Below are 15787 nucleotides of genomic sequence, written 5' to 3'. Positions count from 1 at the left end.
AACGACCGGCATTAAACCTGTGCCGCCAATAGCCGCAGCGGTCGGGCGAAATGGTCCGCCGTGCATTTTTGGGAGAGGGCCCTTTACATTCCTCCGCACACGAGGATTTATCCTTTTCTTTGCCCTCAAGGAGACAAAGATGTCGTTCGAAAACTGGGCCGCCTTCGCCGCCGCCTCCGCCGTGCTGCTCATCATTCCGGGCCCGACCATTCTTCTGGTCGTGTCCTATGCGCTGGGCCAGGGCTGGCGCACCGCCTTGCCGATGGCCGTCGGCGTGGCGCTGGGCGACTTCACCGCCATGACCCTGTCGATGCTGGGCATCGGCGCGCTGCTGGCGGCGTCGGCGACCGTGTTCACCATTCTGAAGCTGATCGGCGCCTGCTATCTGATCTATCTCGGGGTAAAACTGTTTCGCGCCGGCGGCGCGCTCAAAGCCGAACCACGCACAGATGCCGTCTCGGCCGCCAAGATGATGGCGCACGCCTGGCTGGTCACCGCACTCAACCCGAAGAGCATCACCTTCTTCGTCGCCTTCCTGCCGCAGTTCCTCAATCGGGAAGCCGATTTCTGGACACAGATGCTGATCTTCGAAACGACCTTCCTGGCGCTCGCCTTCGCCAATGCCTTCGGCTACGCGCTGATCGCGGCGCGCGCCCGCAACGTCGTACGCAACCCCAAGGCAATCCGCATCTTCAACCGCACCGGCGGCACGCTGCTGGTCGGCGCCGGAATCGCCACGGTGGCGATGCGCTCGGGCAATTAGGAACTGCGGAGCATCAGGGCCGACATGGCAGTAAGAGATCCATTCGGCCTAATGTTTTCGGGCGCGACCGAAGCCGGGTTTTCACCCTACTGCCAGGCCGTTCATGAATTGCAATGCTTCGTCGGCGACCCGGTCGGCTCCGTTGACCGCGCCATATCCGCGGATCCCGGTTTCGTCATGGCGCATGTCTTCAAGGGGTATCTGTTCGGCCTCGCCACCGAACGCGAGGCAACGGCGGTCGCCCAGGCGTGCCATGCTGCGGCACTGCCGCTTGCCGCGACGCCGCGCGAACAGGCGCATGTGGCGGCCCTTGGCCACCTTGCCGAGGGACGCTGGCATGACGCCGCGCGCCTGCTCGAAGATATCGCCATCGACAACCCGCTCGACGCGGTGGCGTTGCAGGTCGGCCACCAGATCGACTTCTTCACCGGCAATGCCCGCATGCTGCGCGACCGTATCAGCCGCGCGCTGCCGTCCTGGCAGAGCGGCATGCCAGGTTACCACGCCATTCTCGGTATGCAGGCCTTCGGTCTCGAGGAGATGGGCGACTATATCAGAGCCGAAAATTTCGGCCGACAGGCGATCGAGATCGAGCCGCGAGACGGCTGGGCGCAGCATGCGGTCGCCCATGTCATGGAGATGCAGAGCCGGCAACGGGACGGTATCGCCTGGATGCGCGCCAATCCCGAGGCGTGGACCAAAGAGAGCTTCCTGCAGGTGCACAATTGGTGGCATCTGGCGCTGTTCCACTACGACCTCGGCGAAACCGACGAAGTGCTCAAGCTTTATGACGGCCCGATCTATGGTGCCCGCTCTGCCCTGGCGCTCAACATGGTCGACGCCTCGGCGATCCTGTGGCGGCTTTATCTCGGCGGTGTCGATGTCGGCGACCGCTGGGCAGCGCTCGCCGCCAATTGGGCGCCGAAGGCTGGAGCCGGCAACTACGCCTTCAACGATGCGCATGCGATGATGGCATTCGTCGGCGCCGGGCTCGTAGCGCCGGCCAAGATCTTGCTCGAAGCCCAGCACGAGGCGATGCGCGGCAGCGACGACAATGTCGCCTTTACCCGGGATGTCGGCCAGCCACTGACGGAAGGCATCAAGGCATTCGGCGAGGGAAATTACAGCGAAGCGGTGCGCTTGATCCGACCGATCCGCGCCATTGCCCATCGCTTTGGCGGCAGCCACGCCCAGCGCGATGTGATTGATCTCACGCTGATCGAGGCGGCGTTGCGCGCCGGTGACCCAGCGCTTGCCCGGGCGTTGACGGCCGAGCGCGCACTGGCCCGGCCGGACAGTCCGCTTTCGGCGCTGTTTTCGCAACGCGCCGCCAATTTGTCAGAGAATTGACCCGCGGCGGATCTTGTTTTAAAAACTGGCAAGCCAGATTTTTTCGAGACCCGAAAAAATTAATGGCAATGGGAGGAATGCATGTATCTCGGCCTCGATCTCGGCACGTCGGGCGTCAAGGCGCTGTTGATCGATGCCGGGCAGAAGATCATCGGCTCCGGCCATGCTTCGCTTGACGTATCGCGGCCGCATCCCGGCTGGTCCGAACAAAACCCCGCCGACTGGATCCGCGCCTGCGAGACGGCCATTGCCGAGCTGAAAGCCTCGCACCCAAAAGAGCTTGCCGCGGTCAAGGGCATCGGCCTTTCCGGCCATATGCATGGCGCCACCTTGCTAGATGCCGGCGACCAGGTGCTCCGCCCCTGCATTCTGTGGAACGATACGCGCAGCCACGCCGAGGCCGCCGCGCTCGATGCCGACCCGCGCTTTCGCCAACTCACCGGGAATATCGTCTTCCCCGGCTTCACGGCGCCGAAACTCGCCTGGGTGAAGAACAATGAGCCCTCCGTCTTCGCCAAAGTGGCGAAGGTGCTTTTGCCGAAGGATTTCCTGCGGCTGTGGCTGACCGGCGAGCATATCTCAGAAATGTCCGACTCGGCCGGCACCTCCTGGCTCGATGTCGGCAAACGGCGCTGGTCCCCCGAGTTGCTTGCGGCGACATCGCTCGACGAAAGGCAGATGCCGTCGCTGGTCGAAGGCACGGAGAAGGCCGGAGCCTTGCGCGCCGAACTGGCCGTCAGCTGGGGCATAGCATCGGGCACCCCGGTTGCCGGCGGCGCCGGCGACAATGCTGCTTCGGCCTGCGGCATGGGCACGGTCGGCGCCGGCCACGCTTTTGTGTCGCTGGGCACATCTGGCGTGCTGTTTGCCGCCAACGCTTCCTACCTGCCCAATCCGGCAAGCGCGGTGCACACCTTCTGCCATGCCCTGCCCAACACCTGGCACCAGATGGGGGTCATCCTGTCTGCGACCGATTCGCTGAACTGGCTGTCGGAGATTTCAGGCAAGAAGGCCGGCGAATTGACCGCCGAACTTGGCGATGTGCTGAGAGCGCCGAGCGGGGTGTCGTTCCTGCCCTATCTCTCGGGCGAGCGCACGCCGCATAATGATTCCGCCATTCGTGGGTCCTTCACCGGACTGGCGCATGAGTCGAGCCGCGCGGTGCTGACGCAGGCCGTGCTTGAAGGCGTCGCCTTCGCATTCCGCGACAGTCTCGAAGCCTTGAAGACCGCCGGCACGGATTTGACGCGGGTAACCGCGATCGGCGGCGGCTCGCGCTCGCGCTACTGGCTGAAGGCGATCGCTACGGCGCTGCAGGTGCCCGTGGACATTCCGGCCGACGGCGATTTCGGTGCTGCCTTTGGCGCGGCGAGGCTTGGTCTGATCGCGGCGACAGGGGCTGATCCGCTGGCGGTGTGCACGGCGCCGAGGACGGATGCGACGATCGAACCGGATGTCCCGCTTGGCGGGGCGTATGCCGATGCCTATCAGCGCTACCGGGCGCTGTATCCGGCGATCAAGGGCGTGACCGCGTGAGTCGGCGCGAGGCACCCCCCTCTGCCCTGCCGGGCATCTCCCCCGCAAGGGGGGAGATCGGCAGCGTCGGCGGGTATGCCAGTCTTGTAAGGTGGGTGATTAGCGAAGGCGTGGATGCCAGCCAATCTCCCCCCTTGCGGGGGAGATGCCCGGCAGGGCAGAGGGGGGTGTCTCGCGCCACCCTTAATCGATCACTGCGCCGGCACCTTGTCCAGAAACCCGGTGACGCTCTTCAGGCGCCCATTTTCGATAACACCGATATCGGTGCCTTCGATAACCGACGGCACGCCTTCCGGCCCAAGATTCCACGAGAAGCGGATGCGGTCGCCAAACCCGTCCGGCGTACCCTTCAGCGAGAACCGGAAGCCGGCGAAGCGCTGCTGTACGCCGTCGATCAGCCCAGCAACGCCGGCGTGGCCGTCGCCCTGCATGAGCGGATCGCGGTAGCTGACGTCTTCGGTGAAGGTGGCCTTGAGCAGTTCGGCACGGCGATCCGCATCGGCCTCGTTCCAGGCGGTGATGTAGTTCTGGGCGATCGTGTTGAGGTCGGTCATGGTCTGTCTCCTTCGTTGAGTGGCTTTGACACGAGGCTTTTCACCCCAAGCGAGAGCGAAACCAATTACGCCTGAGGTAATCAGGGTGAACTATTCGAGAGAGGACAGAAATCATGAGCAGCGGATTTTTCGGCGACATCAAAGCGATCAAGTATGAGGGGCCGGATTCGACCAATCCGCTGGCCTACCGCTTCTACAATCCCGACGAGGTGGTGGCCGGCAAACGGCTGGAAGACCATCTGCGCTTCGCCGTCGCCTACTGGCATTCTTTCGCCTGGCCGGGCGGCGATCCCTTTGGCGGCCAGACCTTCGACCGGCCCTGGTTTCCCAAGGCTGGCGGCGTCGACACGATGGAACTGGCCAAGCTGAAAGCCGACGTCGCCTTCGAGATGTTCTCGCTGCTCGGCGCCCCCTATTTCTGCTTCCACGACGCCGACGTGCGGCCGGAAGGCAAGGATTTCTCCGAAAGTGCCGCGCGGCTCGACGAGATCGCCGACTATCTTGCCGCCAAGATGAAGAAGACCGGCGTCAAACTGCTCTGGGGCACGGCCAACCTGTTCTCCAACCGCCGCTTCATGTCGGGCGCCGCCACCAATCCCGATCCGGATGTCTTCGCCTATGCGGCGGCGACGGTGAAAAGCTGCATCGACGTCACCAAGCGGCTGAAGGGCGAGAATTATGTACTGTGGGGCGGGCGCGAGGGCTATGAAACGCTGCTCAACACCGATCTTGCCCGCGAGCAGGAGCAGGCTGGGCGCTTCCTCAGTCTCGTCGTCGACTACAAGCACAAGATTGGCTTCAAAGGCACGATCCTGATCGAGCCGAAGCCGCAGGAGCCGACCAAGCATCAGTACGACTACGACGTTGCCACGGTCTACGGCTTCCTCAAGCGCTTCGGGCTGGAGAAGGAAGTGAAGCTGAACATCGAGCAGGGCCACGCGATTCTTGCCGGCCATTCCTTCGAGCACGAGCTGGCGCTGGCCAATGCGCTCGGCGTCTTCGGCTCGATCGACATGAACCGCAACGACTACCAGTCGGGCTGGGACACCGACCAGTTCCCCAACAATGTGCCCGAGATGGCGCTGGCCTATTACCAGGTGTTGCAGGCCGGCGGCTTCAAGACCGGCGGCACCAATTTCGACGCCAAGCTGCGCCGCCAGTCGCTCGACCCGCAGGACCTGCTGATCGGCCATATCGGCGGCATGGATTCCTGCGCACGAGGCCTCAAGGCAGCCGCCAAGATGGTCGAGGACAAGGCGCTGTCGGGTCCGCTGGCCGAGCGCTATGCCGGTTGGAACACGGCCGAGGGCAAGGCGATGCTGTCGGGCAAGCGCTCGCTGGAAGACATCGCCGAGCGCGTGGTGAAGAAGAAGATCGAGCCGCAGCCACGCTCCGGCCGCCAGGAGTTGCTGGAAAACATCGTCAACCGCTACGTCTGAGGGCGGAAAGCCGATTCGTTGTGCTCAAGGGTGGCTGGATAACATTCCGGCCGCCCCGGAATGGGGTTTGCGCAAGACCCTATCCGACGACAAGGGTTTGCCCTTTGGCGCCCCTCAATGACCTCGCTCTTGCCTTCAAACTGCCGTCACGTATCTCGTATAAGGATGCGGTTGTGGCGGGTGAAAAGGAAGGAGGCGAACCGATATGCAGCATGAACGCGAAATCGACGCCCTGCTCTCATCCGGCGAGACCGGATCGATCATCGACCGGCTGATGGCGCTGCCGCGGCCGACCGACAGCGTGAAAAACGAATGGGATCGTGCTGTCAGCAGCCGATTTGAAGTCCGTCTGGCGAGGCAGATGCGCTCGCAGATGGACGCCGGCAGCGATCGACAGAACGCAGCCTGATCTCCCTTTGTCTGTGCATGTCGTAATCCCAAAACCGCGACACACTTTTGGGCGACATGCATCAACCTCGGCGCAGCCTGACCGGGGCTTCGCCGAACGCTCTTGAAAACGCTCTGGAAAATGCCGCGGCGGACGAGAACCCCGTCCGCCCGGCAATATCCGCCATGGCGATCCGCGTGTCGACCACCAGCCGCCGCGCCGCGCCCAGCCGCAGCCTGAGATAATATGCGCCCGGCGTCTCGCCGATCGACTTGCGAAAAATGCTCTCCAATGTCCGCGCCGTCACCCCGGCGCGTTTTGCCACCGCGTCGATGGTCAGCGGCTGGTCGACATGCGATTCCATCAGCCGGATAGCCTGCGCCAGACGCGGGTCGTAGCCGTCGAGCCGGCCGAGCGAGACCAGCGGCTGCGCGTCGGTCGCGGCGCGCGCCTGGTCGTAGATGAAGACGCTGGCGACATCGAGCGCGACGGCCATGCCGAGCCGGGTGCGGATCAGATGCAGCATCAGGTCGAAGGTCGGCGACGCCCCGCCCGAGGTGAAGACCGGTCCGTCGATGACGTAGCGGTCCGGACGCACGTCGACGCCGGGAAAGGCGGAGGAAAAATCCTCCATGTCTTCCCAATGGGTGGTGGCGCTGCGGCCTTCGAGGAGGCCGGCGCGCGCCACCAGCCATGTGCCGGCCTCGACGCCGCCGCAGGCGCGAGCCGCGCGGGCCGCTCGCCGTAATCCGGAAAGCAGAGCCGATGTCGCGTAATTCTGGGTGCCGAAGCCGGCGACGACGACAAGCACGTCGGTCGGCTCGGCCGCATCGAAGCGGCCCCTGACCGCCACCGGCAGGCCGCATGTGGTGACCGGCGCCTCGCCGGTGACCGAGACCAGTTTGAAATCGAACAGCGTCTCGCCGGAAATGCGATTGGCGGCGCGCAGCGGGTCGACGGCCGACGCCACGCACATGATGGACGAGCCTGAAAACACCAGCAGCGTCACCTTGAGCGGCGATCGCTCGGCGCGAAAGATGGTCGGTTTTTCGCTTTTGATCATGAGAGCTTCGTAAATCGCAAAACAGTTTCCGGCAAGTCGGGCATTGTTGGGTCTGTTTCTATGGGAGGAGATGTCCATGCCGCTCGCGATGAACCGTGAGGTTTTCATTACCTGTGCCGTGACCGGGTCCGGCGGCTCGCAGGACCGCTCCCCGCATGTGCCACGCTCGCCCAAGCAGATCGCCGATTCGGCGATCGATGCGGCCAAGGCCGGTGCCGCCATCGTCCACTGCCATGTCCGCGACCCCGAAACCGGCAAGCCGCGCCGCGATATCCATCTCTACCGCGAAGTGACGGACCGCATCCGCGCGGCAGAAGTCGATGTGATCCTGAACCTGACCGCCGGGATGGGCGGCGACATGGTGTTCGGCTCACCGGAAGCGCCGCTGCCGCTCAATGAAAACGGCACCGACATGGGCGGCGCCACCAACCGCATGGAACATGTGCGCCAGTGCCTGCCGGAAATCTGCACGCTGGATTGCGGCACCATGAACTTCGCCGAGGCCGATTATGTCATGACCAACACGCCCGGCATGCTGCGCGCCATGGGCGGCATGATGACGGCGCTCGGCGTCAAGCCGGAGATCGAAGCCTTCGATACCGGCCACCTCTGGTTCGCCAAGCAGCTGGTCGAAGAAAAGGTCTTGAATCCCGACGCGCTGGTGCAGCTCTGCATGGGTGTGCCGTGGGGGGCGCCGGACGACCTCAACACCTTCATGGCCATGGTTAACAACGTGCCGTCGACCTGGAACTGGTCGGCCTTCGCCATCGGCCGCAACCAGATGGCCTATGCAGCCGCTGCAGTGCTCGCCGGCGGCAATGTCCGCGTCGGTCTCGAAGACAATCTCTGGCTCGACAAGGGCGTGCTGGCCACCAATGCGCAGCTGGTCGAGCGCGCCGCCAGCATCGTCACCAATCTCGGCGCCAGGATTTTGGGGCCGGAGGAAGTGCGCAGGAAGCTCAACCTCACCAAGCGGGCGCCGATCGCAGCGGCTGCTTAAGACGGGAGCGGATCATGGCTACCGTCAAATTCACTGCGATGAAGGATGGCGACAGGCAAGACTATGAGTTCCTGACCGCCCATGAGATCGACTATGCCGCCAGGACCGGCGAGCGGCTGCTCGACGCACTGGTGCAACTCGACGAAGGCCTGTCGGGCTACAAGATCACCAGGCTCGGCCATTCGCTGCAGGCGGCGACGCGGGCCTGGCGTGACGGCGCCGACACCGACTGGATCGCCTGCGCGCTGCTGCACGACATCGGCGACATCTACGCACCGTACAATCACGACGAATACGCCGCCTCGATCCTGAAACCTTTCGTGCGCGAGCAATGCACCTGGGTGGTGGAAAAGCATGGCGACTTCCAGCGGCTCTATTACGCGCATCATCTCGGCGGCAACCGCCATGCTCGCGACCGCTTCGCCGGCCATGCCTATTTCGACGATTGCGACCAGTTTTGCGAACGCTGGGACCAGTCGAGCTTCGACCCGGACTACGACACGCTGCCGATCGCATTCTTCCGCCAGTTCGTGCTCGAAGTCTTCGCCCGCAAGGCCTACGACCCCTCCGTGATCCGCGTCGGCGAGCGCGTGCCTCTCATCGACCCCGAAACCGCCACGACAAGAACCGGAGCCTGACCATGAGCATCATCAACAAGGCAGCCGCCATTGGCGGCGGTGTCATCGGCGCCGGTTGGGTGGCGCGGTTGCTGCTCAACGGCATCGATGTGTCGATCTTCGATCCGGACCCGGAAGCGTCGCGCAAGGTCTCGGAAGTGATGAAGGGCGCGCGCCGCGCCTACAGGCAGATGGTTCCCGGCGGCCTGCCCAGGGAAGGCAGACTGACCTTTGCCAAGACCATCGCCGAGGCGGTGGCCGATGCCGATTTCATCCAGGAGAGCGTGCCGGAGCGGCTCGACCTCAAACACCGCGTGCTGGCCGAGATCGACCTTTATGCGCCGGCGAACGCCATAGTCGGCTCGTCTACCTCCGGCATCAAGCCGACCGACATGCAGGTCGCGATGAAGAAGCATCCTGAGCGGCTGGTTGTCGGACATCCCTTCAACCCGGTCTACCTGCTGCCGCTGGTCGAGATCGTCGGCGGCGAGCAGACGTTCCCCGAAGCGATCGAGGTTGCCAAGGAAATCTATGCCTCGATCGGCATGAAGCCGGTGGTGATCCGCAAGGAGATCGAGGCCTTTGTCGGCGACCGCCTGCTCGAAGCGGCCTGGCGCGAGGCGCTGTGGCTGATCAAGGACGGTATCTGCACCGTTGAGGAACTCGACGACATCATGCGCTATGGCTTCGGCCTGCGCTGGGCGCAGATGGGCATGTTCCAGGTCTATCGCGTCGCCGGCGGCGAAGCCGGCATGCGCCACTTCATGGCGCAGTTCGGGCCGTGCCTGAAATGGCCGTGGACCAAGCTTATGGACGTGCCGGAGTTCAACGACGAGCTGGTCGATCTTATTGCCACCCAGTCGGACGACCAGGCGCACGGCCTGTCGATCCGCGAACTGGAAAAGATCCGCGACGACAATCTGGTCGCGATCATGGATGCTCTGTCGAAACAGAACAAAGGCAAGGGCTGGGGCGCCGGCGCCTTGCACAAGGACTATACCAGGCAATTGGCCAACCTGGCGGCGAAGAAGCCGGCCGCATCCAGGGCCGCCGAGAAGTCCAAGGCATCCAAGCCGGTGAAGAAGGCGGAAAAACCGAAGAAAAAGAAGAAGGGCTGAAGACCATGGATTTCGGGCTGTCGGAGGAACAGAAGCTCATTGTCGAGACGACGCGCGCTTTCGTCGAGAATGAGCTTTACCCGCATGAACGCGAGGTCGAGCGCACCGGCGTGCTGCGCCGCGAGTTGATCGAGGAGATCAAGGTCAAGGCAATCGAAGCCGGGCTCTATGCGGCCAACATGCCGGCCGATGTCGGTGGCGCCGGCCTCGATACGGTGACTTGGCTGCTCTACGAGAAGGAACTCGGCCGCGCCAACTATGCGCTGCACTGGACCTGCGTCGCGCGCCCCTCCAACATCCTGCTCGCCGGCACGCCCGAGCAGCGCGAAAAGTACCTGTTCCCGTGCATCCGCGGCGAGAAGTGGGACTGCCTGGCGATGACCGAGCCCGGCGCCGGCTCCGATTTGCGCGGCATGAAGGCGTCAGCCGTGCAGGACGGCGACGACTGGGTGCTCAATGGCACCAAGCATTTCATCAGCCACGCCGATCTTGCCGATTTCGCAATTAGTTTCATGGCTTCGGGCGAGGAAGAAACGCCGCGCGGCAAGCGCAAGAAGATCACCGCCTTCTTCGTCGACAAGGGCACCAAGGGGTTCACCGTGCGCGACGGCTACCGCAACGTCTCGCATCGCGGCTACACCAACGCCATCCTCGAATTCGACGATTGCCGCCTGCCGGCAAGCCAGGTGCTGGGTGAGGTCCACAAGGGCTTCGACGTCGCCAATTCCTGGCTCGGCGCCACGCGCCTGCAGGTCGGCGCCACCTGTCTCGGCCGCGCCGAGCGGGCACTCGGCCACGCCATCGAATATTCGGCGCAACGCCAGCAGTTCGGCCAGCAGATCGGCAAGTTCCAGGGCGTGTCGTTCAAGCTCGCCGACATGGCGACGGAACTGAAGGCGGCGGACCTGATGGTGTTCGAAGCCGGCTGGAAGTACGATCAGGGCACCGTCACCGACCAGGACATGGCCATGGCGAAGCTGAAGGCTACCGAAATGCTCGCCTTCGTTGCCGACGAAGCCATCCAGATCCATGGTGGCATGGGGCTGATGGACGACCTGCCGCTGGAACGCATCTGGCGCGACGCCCGCGTCGAGCGCATCTGGGAAGGGACGTCGGAAATCCAGCGCCACATCATTTCGCGGGCGCTGCTGCGCCCGTTCGGGGCATAAACCATGCATAAGCTTGAACGTCTCCTGCGTCCAAAATCCATCGCCGTGTTCGGCGGGGCGCAGGCCGCTGCCGTCGTCGCGCAATCGATCAAGATGGGCTTTGCCGGCGAAATCTGGCCGGTGCATCCGAACAAGGACGAGGTCGCCGGCCGCAAGGCCTATCGCTCGGTCGCCGACCTTCCCGACGCGCCGGACGCTGCCTTTGTCGGCGTCAACCGGCATCTCACCATCGAGGTAATCAAGGCGCTGGCTGAGCGCGGCGCCGGCGGCGCCGTCTGTTTTGCCGCGGGCTTTCTCGAGACCGAGGCCTATGACGATGACGGCGAGCGGCTGCAGGCCGAACTGGTGGCTGCCGCGGGCCAGATGCCGATCATCGGCCCGAACTGCTACGGCCTGATCAACTATGCCGATGGCGCGCTGCTATGGCCCGACCAGCATGGCGGCATCAGGCTGCCCGAAGGCGCCAAGGGCGTCGCCATCATCACCCAGTCCTCCAACATCGCCATCAACATGACGATGCAGAAGCGCGGCCTGCCGATCGCCTTCCTGATGACCGCCGGCAACCAGGCGCAGACCGGCCTGTCGGAAATGGCGCTCGGCCTGATCGAGGATGAGCGCGTCACCTCGCTCGGCCTGCACATCGAAGCCTTCGATTCGGTAGCCGGCTTCGAGAAGCTGGCGGCGCGCGCGCGCGAATTGAAGAAGCCGATCATCGCCATGAAGGTCGGTCGCTCCGAACAGGCGCGGCAGGCGACGGTCTCGCACACGGCATCGCTGGCCGGTTCGGACGCTGCCTCGGGCGCCTTCCTGCGGCGGCTCGGCATTGCGCGCGTCGATTCTATCCCCGCCTTCATCGAGGCGTTGAAGCTTCTACATGTCACCGGGCCGCTGCCCGGCTACCGCCTGTCCTCGATGAGCTGCTCCGGCGGCGAAGCCTCCGTCATGGCCGACAGCGCCGAAGGGCGCTGGGTCAATTTCCCGGAGCTCACCAGCAAGCACCGCGCCCATGTCAAATCGACGCTCGGGCCGCTGGTCGCCGTCGCCAACCCGTTGGACTATCACACCTTCATCTGGAACAACGAGCCGGCGATGACCGCCACCTTCACCGCCATGGTGTCGGGTGGTTTCGACCTCAACATGCTGGTGCTCGATTTCCCGCGCCCCGACCGCTGCTCGGTCACCGACTGGTGGGCGACGCTGCGCGCCTTCGAATCGGCGCTGAAGACCAACAAGGCGCATGGTGCGATCGTCTCCTCGCTGCCGGAGAACCTGCCGGAGGAATACACCGCCGAGCTGATGGCGCGCGGCATGGTGCCGTTGTTCGGTATTTCCGAGGCCATGGATGCCGCAGGCGCGGCGGCCTTCATCGGCTGGGCCTGGGCCGAGCCGCAGGCGCAGCCGATCGACACATCGGCTGCCGGTGCTGCCGGTGGCGATCATGCCACCCCTGACGAGGCCGAAGCCAAGGCGCGGCTGATCAAGGCCGGCTTGCCGGTGCCGAAGGCAGAACGTGCCGCTAACGCTGTCGAGGCCGTCATCTCATCCATGGCGCTCGGCTTCCCGGTGGCGCTGAAGGCGCTCGGCGTCACCCATAAGTCGGAAGTCGGCGCGGTGCGGCTCAATCTGAAAGACGCCGAATCGGTCAGCACGGCCGCGCATGATCTGCTGCCGCTCGGCACCGGCCTCTATGTCGAACGCATGGTGCGCGACGGCGTTGCCGAGTTGATCGTCGGCTTCACCCGCGATCCGATGTTCGGCGCGGTCATGACACTGGGCACCGGCGGCGTGTTGGTCGAACTGTTGCGCGACAGCGTTACGCTCATGCTGCCGGCGACGCGCGACGACATCGAGGCCGCCCTGCGTGGCCTCAAACTGTTTCCGCTGCTCGACGGCTATCGTGGCCGGCCCAAGGCCGATATCGGCGCTGCCATCGACGCCATCGCGGGCATTGCCGGCTTCGTGCAGACGAATGCCGGAGAGATCGAGGAACTCGACATCAACCCGCTGATCGTCTGCGCCGAGGGCAAGGGCGCCTGGATCGCCGACGCGCTGCTGGTGCTGGGAGACAAGAAGAATGTCTGACGTCATTTCGACTCGCCGCGAGGGCACCATCCTCGAGGTCACGCTCGACCGGCCCAAGGCCAACGCCATCGACCTGAAAACGTCGCGGCTGATGGGCGAGACCTTCAAGGCGTTCCGCGACGATCCGGAACTGCGCGTCGCCATCGTCAAGACCGCCGGCGACAAGTTCTTCTGCGCCGGCTGGGATTTGAAGGCAGCAGCCGGTGGCGATGCGGTCGACGGCGACTATGGCGTCGGCGGCTTTGCCGGCCTGCAGGAGCTGCGCGACATGAACAAGCCGGTGATCGCCTGCGTCAACGGCATGGCGGTGGGCGGCGGCTTCGAGCTGGCGCTGTCCTGCGACCTCATCTTCGCCTCGGATCATTCCTCCTTCGCGCTGCCCGAAATCCGCGCCGGCACGCTGGCGGATGCCGCGACGATCAAGTTGCCGAAGCGCATTCCCTATCACGTCGCCATGGACCTCTTGCTCACCGGCCGCTGGATGGATGTAGCGGAAGCGCATCGCTGGGGCCTGGTCAACGAAGTGTTGCCCAAGGAAAAGCTTGAAGACCGCGTCTGGGAGGTCGCAAGGCTACTGGCCAGCGGCCCGCCGCTGGTGTTTGCCGCGATCAAGGAGACGGCGCGGGTGGCCGAGGCGCTGACCTTCCAGGATGCCATGAACCGCGTGACGCGCCGGCAACTGGCGACGGTCGATGCGCTTTATGGCTCCGAGGACGGTATGGAAGGGTTCCGGGCGTTTGCGGAGAAGCGCGACCCGGTGTGGAAGGGGAAGTAGCCTCTTTACCCTCCCCTCGATGGGGAGGGTCGGACCGAAGGTCCGGGGTGGGGTGATGCGCCACCACCCCCACCCGCCGCTTCGCGGCGACCTCCCCCATCAAGGGGGAGGTAAAGGAGCTGCATGACCGACTACAAAACCCTCATCGACGCGGAAACCTGGGCCTTCATCGAGAAGACCAACTCCTACTATCCTCCCGACACGATCGACTACACCATCGCCCAGCAGCGTGCGATCTATGACAGGATGTGCCGCGAGTTTTTTGCCGGCTATCCCGATGGCGTGACGGCGGAAACGACAATCATTGCCGCCCACGACATCCCGATCCGCATTTATCGCAGCACGACACCGGGCCATGCCGCGATGGTGCTTTACATCCATGGCGGCGGCTTCATCCTCGGTGGGCTGGACAGCCATGACGATGTCTGCGCCGAGCTGTGCGCCCGGACCGGCTTCGAAGTGGTCTCCATCGACTACCGGCTGGCGCCGGAGCATCTGCACCCGGCCGCCTTCGACGATGCGCTGCATGCCTTCGAATGGGCGGCCTCAAACTACGACTGCCCTATTTTGCTCTGCGGCGACAGCGCCGGCGGCAATCTCTGCGCGGCTCTCGCCCACGCGACGCGCAGCCATGCCAAAAAGTCGATCGGCCAGGTGCTGATCTATCCCGGCCTCGGCGGCGACCGTTCGCAAGGCTCCTATTTGACGCATGCGGAAGCGCCGATGCTGACGGTGCGCGATCTCGACTTCTACAGGGATGTCCGCACCGGCGGCCTCGATGGGACCGGCGACATCACTTTGTATCCACTGGCCGACGCAGATTTCATCGGCCTGCCACCGACAGTGCTGATCACCGCGCAATGCGACCCGCTGTCGTCGGACGGCGAGGCCTATCGCGATCGCGTCCTCGCTGCCGGCGGCCATGCCGCCTGGTTCGAGGAGCCGGGACTGGTGCACGGCTATCTCCGGGCCAGGCACACGGTCGGCCGGGCCCGCGCCAGCTTCAACCGTATCGTCGAAGCGGTGTCGGTGCTGGGCAAGGGCGACTGGATCTGGTGATCCGGCTCAACCGCGGACAAAGGCGATCAGTTCCTCAGCCATGCGATCGTTGAATTCCCGACGAAAGCGGTTTTTCTTCAGCCATTCAGGGTTTGAGCCGACGGTCTTGTTGGCATCCACGACAACGCCTTTGCCATCGACAATGAAATAGTCGATGGCGCCGAAGTCCAGGTTGAGCCGCTGCCGCACCGCCAGCACTTCCGGTGGCACGGCGCCGCCCACCTCATTGCTCAGGATTTTTGAGCCGGCGCACAACACATCGTCGTAGACCTGCCGCATGTTGACCTCGGCACCGAGCAGGAACATGTAGCGGTGCTTGACGATGGGCAGGTCGAGCGTATCGAAAGCGAACTTTTCCACCATCAGGCGATTGTTGCGCCATACATCCCGCGGAACCTCGCCGATCGTCTGGTAGACCTTATAGGGCGGGCACAGGCGGTCCTTGTAGCCGGGTTCGAAGAGCTTGCGGATGGCATGCGCGCTCCTGGTCAGGCCGTTGCGATGCTGCCACCAGCGCTGCTCTGGTCGGCCCCTGGAGTTGAGGACCGTCTTGACGACAACCGGCCCCTTGTGGCTGTCGCCGGCCTCCAGCTTCAGTGTCGAATAAAGGTGCCGGTGGATGGACAGCGCGCGGCCATTGATGGTGCGGTCGTAGAGGTGGCCGAGACCGCGGTACGTTGGCGGCACGATTGTCAGGTCGACATGCAGAAAGGCCACCGGCGCCCGATCTCGGCCGGCCGGCCGGTCGAGCAGGCGCACTTTCAATCCAGCCTGTTCCAGGTAAGGCAGCAACTGCGCGATGCAATAGCTCCGCACCAGTCGGAAATTGCGCAGGCTCTCTACATAGACATCGAGATCTGCGGCAGACACCGAA

The 15787-nt window shown here is 64.2% G+C and carries 15 protein-coding genes; 12 read left to right on the top strand and 3 right to left on the bottom strand.

From position 1 onward, the window contains the following. Nucleotides 1–139 precede the first annotated feature (139 nt). The 3 genes from ACYG9Y_RS22885 to xylB all read left to right on the top strand — a co-directional run bounded on the left by ACYG9Y_RS22885 (nt 140) and on the right by xylB (nt 3649). A complete protein-coding gene (locus ACYG9Y_RS22885) occupies nt 140–763 on the top strand; it encodes a LysE family translocator (protein WP_023738052.1) in 624 nt (207 codons plus the stop codon). A gap of 24 nt (nt 764–787) precedes the next feature. Further along, on the top strand, nt 788–2113 hold the full coding sequence (locus ACYG9Y_RS22880) for a tetratricopeptide repeat protein (protein ID WP_023738053.1): 1326 nt from the start codon (nt 788–790) through the stop codon (nt 2111–2113). 81 nt (nt 2114–2194) lie between these two features. Beyond that, the gene (gene xylB / locus ACYG9Y_RS22875; RefSeq protein ID WP_023738054.1) at nt 2195–3649 is read left to right on the top strand and encodes a xylulokinase; all 1455 of its coding nucleotides are present in this window, start codon (nt 2195–2197) and stop codon (nt 3647–3649) included. A gap of 191 nt (nt 3650–3840) precedes the next feature. On the opposite strand, the gene ACYG9Y_RS22870 is transcribed toward xylB, so the two are convergent. After that, nucleotides 3841–4203, bottom strand: a complete 363-nt coding sequence (locus ACYG9Y_RS22870; RefSeq protein ID WP_023689938.1) for a nuclear transport factor 2 family protein — start codon at nt 4201–4203, stop codon at nt 3841–3843. Nucleotides 4204–4316: 113 nt separating this feature from the next. Here ACYG9Y_RS22870 and xylA point away from each other — a divergent pair, with 113 nt between their 5' ends. Further along, on the top strand, nt 4317–5642 hold the full coding sequence (gene xylA, locus ACYG9Y_RS22865) for a xylose isomerase (RefSeq protein ID WP_023738055.1): 1326 nt from the start codon (nt 4317–4319) through the stop codon (nt 5640–5642). A gap of 205 nt (nt 5643–5847) precedes the next feature. After that, nucleotides 5848–6051: a hypothetical protein gene (locus ACYG9Y_RS22860; protein ID WP_023668865.1), complete on the top strand. Its 204-nt coding sequence runs from the start codon at nt 5848–5850 to the stop codon at nt 6049–6051. A gap of 61 nt (nt 6052–6112) precedes the next feature. On the opposite strand, the gene ACYG9Y_RS22855 is transcribed toward ACYG9Y_RS22860, so the two are convergent. Then, on the bottom strand, nt 6113–7093 hold the full coding sequence (locus ACYG9Y_RS22855) for a GlxA family transcriptional regulator (protein WP_023736239.1): 981 nt from the start codon (nt 7091–7093) through the stop codon (nt 6113–6115). 76 nt (nt 7094–7169) lie between these two features. Between ACYG9Y_RS22855 and ACYG9Y_RS22850 the strand changes: the two genes are divergently transcribed. The 7 genes from ACYG9Y_RS22850 (at nt 7170) to ACYG9Y_RS22820 (ending at nt 14913) form a co-directional block, all read left to right on the top strand. Beyond that, entirely contained in the window at nt 7170–8093 is a 924-nt protein-coding gene (locus tag ACYG9Y_RS22850) for a beta-keto acid cleavage family enzyme (protein WP_023738056.1), read from the top strand. Nucleotides 8094–8107: 14 nt separating this feature from the next. Continuing rightward, nucleotides 8108–8731 carry an HD domain-containing protein gene (locus ACYG9Y_RS22845; protein WP_023738057.1) on the top strand — a complete coding sequence of 208 codons (624 nt, stop codon included), beginning with the start codon at nt 8108–8110 and terminating at the stop codon, nt 8729–8731. A gap of 2 nt (nt 8732–8733) precedes the next feature. After that, nucleotides 8734–9828, top strand: coding sequence for a carnitine 3-dehydrogenase (locus tag ACYG9Y_RS22840; RefSeq protein WP_023738058.1), 1095 nt, complete (start codon nt 8734–8736; stop codon nt 9826–9828). 5 nt (nt 9829–9833) lie between these two features. Continuing rightward, nucleotides 9834–10997, top strand: a complete 1164-nt coding sequence (locus ACYG9Y_RS22835; protein ID WP_023668860.1) for an acyl-CoA dehydrogenase family protein — start codon at nt 9834–9836, stop codon at nt 10995–10997. Nucleotides 10998–11000: 3 nt separating this feature from the next. Further along, a complete protein-coding gene (locus tag ACYG9Y_RS22830; RefSeq protein WP_023738059.1) occupies nt 11001–13079 on the top strand; it encodes an acetate--CoA ligase family protein in 2079 nt (692 codons plus the stop codon). Continuing rightward, complete coding sequence (locus ACYG9Y_RS22825; protein ID WP_023696923.1) at nt 13072–13854, top strand: carnitinyl-CoA dehydratase; 783 nt, start codon at nt 13072–13074, stop codon at nt 13852–13854. The genes ACYG9Y_RS22830 and ACYG9Y_RS22825 overlap by 8 nt, the downstream gene beginning before the upstream one ends. A gap of 123 nt (nt 13855–13977) precedes the next feature. Continuing rightward, the gene (locus ACYG9Y_RS22820; protein ID WP_023668857.1) at nt 13978–14913 is read left to right on the top strand and encodes an alpha/beta hydrolase; all 936 of its coding nucleotides are present in this window, start codon (nt 13978–13980) and stop codon (nt 14911–14913) included. A 6-nt stretch (nt 14914–14919) separates the two neighbouring features. Here ACYG9Y_RS22820 and ACYG9Y_RS22815 read toward each other — a convergent pair whose 3' ends face one another. Next, complete coding sequence (locus tag ACYG9Y_RS22815; protein ID WP_023696925.1) at nt 14920–15783, bottom strand: hypothetical protein; 864 nt, start codon at nt 15781–15783, stop codon at nt 14920–14922. Nucleotides 15784–15787 lie beyond the last annotated feature (4 nt).

It is taken from the genome of Mesorhizobium sp. W050 (assembly GCF_054719535.1).
Note: the sequence above shows the minus strand (reverse complement) of the source record. Positions and strands in the feature narration are given on the sequence as shown.

Coding starts and splice junctions, on each gene's coding strand:
- ACYG9Y_RS22840 (WP_023738058.1), top strand. CDS start 8,734: ATGAGCATCATCAACAAGGCAGCCGCCATTGGCGGCGGTGTCATCGGC.
- ACYG9Y_RS22885 (WP_023738052.1), top strand. CDS start 140: ATGTCGTTCGAAAACTGGGCCGCCTTCGCCGCCGCCTCCGCCGTGCTG.
- ACYG9Y_RS22870 (WP_023689938.1), bottom strand. CDS start 4,203: ATGACCGACCTCAACACGATCGCCCAGAACTACATCACCGCCTGGAAC.
- xylA (WP_023738055.1), top strand. CDS start 4,317: ATGAGCAGCGGATTTTTCGGCGACATCAAAGCGATCAAGTATGAGGGG.
- ACYG9Y_RS22880 (WP_023738053.1), top strand. CDS start 788: ATGGCAGTAAGAGATCCATTCGGCCTAATGTTTTCGGGCGCGACCGAA.
- ACYG9Y_RS22860 (WP_023668865.1), top strand. CDS start 5,848: ATGCAGCATGAACGCGAAATCGACGCCCTGCTCTCATCCGGCGAGACC.
- ACYG9Y_RS22825 (WP_023696923.1), top strand. CDS start 13,072: ATGTCTGACGTCATTTCGACTCGCCGCGAGGGCACCATCCTCGAGGTC.
- ACYG9Y_RS22835 (WP_023668860.1), top strand. CDS start 9,834: ATGGATTTCGGGCTGTCGGAGGAACAGAAGCTCATTGTCGAGACGACG.
- ACYG9Y_RS22830 (WP_023738059.1), top strand. CDS start 11,001: ATGCATAAGCTTGAACGTCTCCTGCGTCCAAAATCCATCGCCGTGTTC.
- ACYG9Y_RS22855 (WP_023736239.1), bottom strand. CDS start 7,093: ATGATCAAAAGCGAAAAACCGACCATCTTTCGCGCCGAGCGATCGCCG.
- xylB (WP_023738054.1), top strand. CDS start 2,195: ATGTATCTCGGCCTCGATCTCGGCACGTCGGGCGTCAAGGCGCTGTTG.
- ACYG9Y_RS22850 (WP_023738056.1), top strand. CDS start 7,170: ATGCCGCTCGCGATGAACCGTGAGGTTTTCATTACCTGTGCCGTGACC.
- ACYG9Y_RS22820 (WP_023668857.1), top strand. CDS start 13,978: ATGACCGACTACAAAACCCTCATCGACGCGGAAACCTGGGCCTTCATC.
- ACYG9Y_RS22845 (WP_023738057.1), top strand. CDS start 8,108: ATGGCTACCGTCAAATTCACTGCGATGAAGGATGGCGACAGGCAAGAC.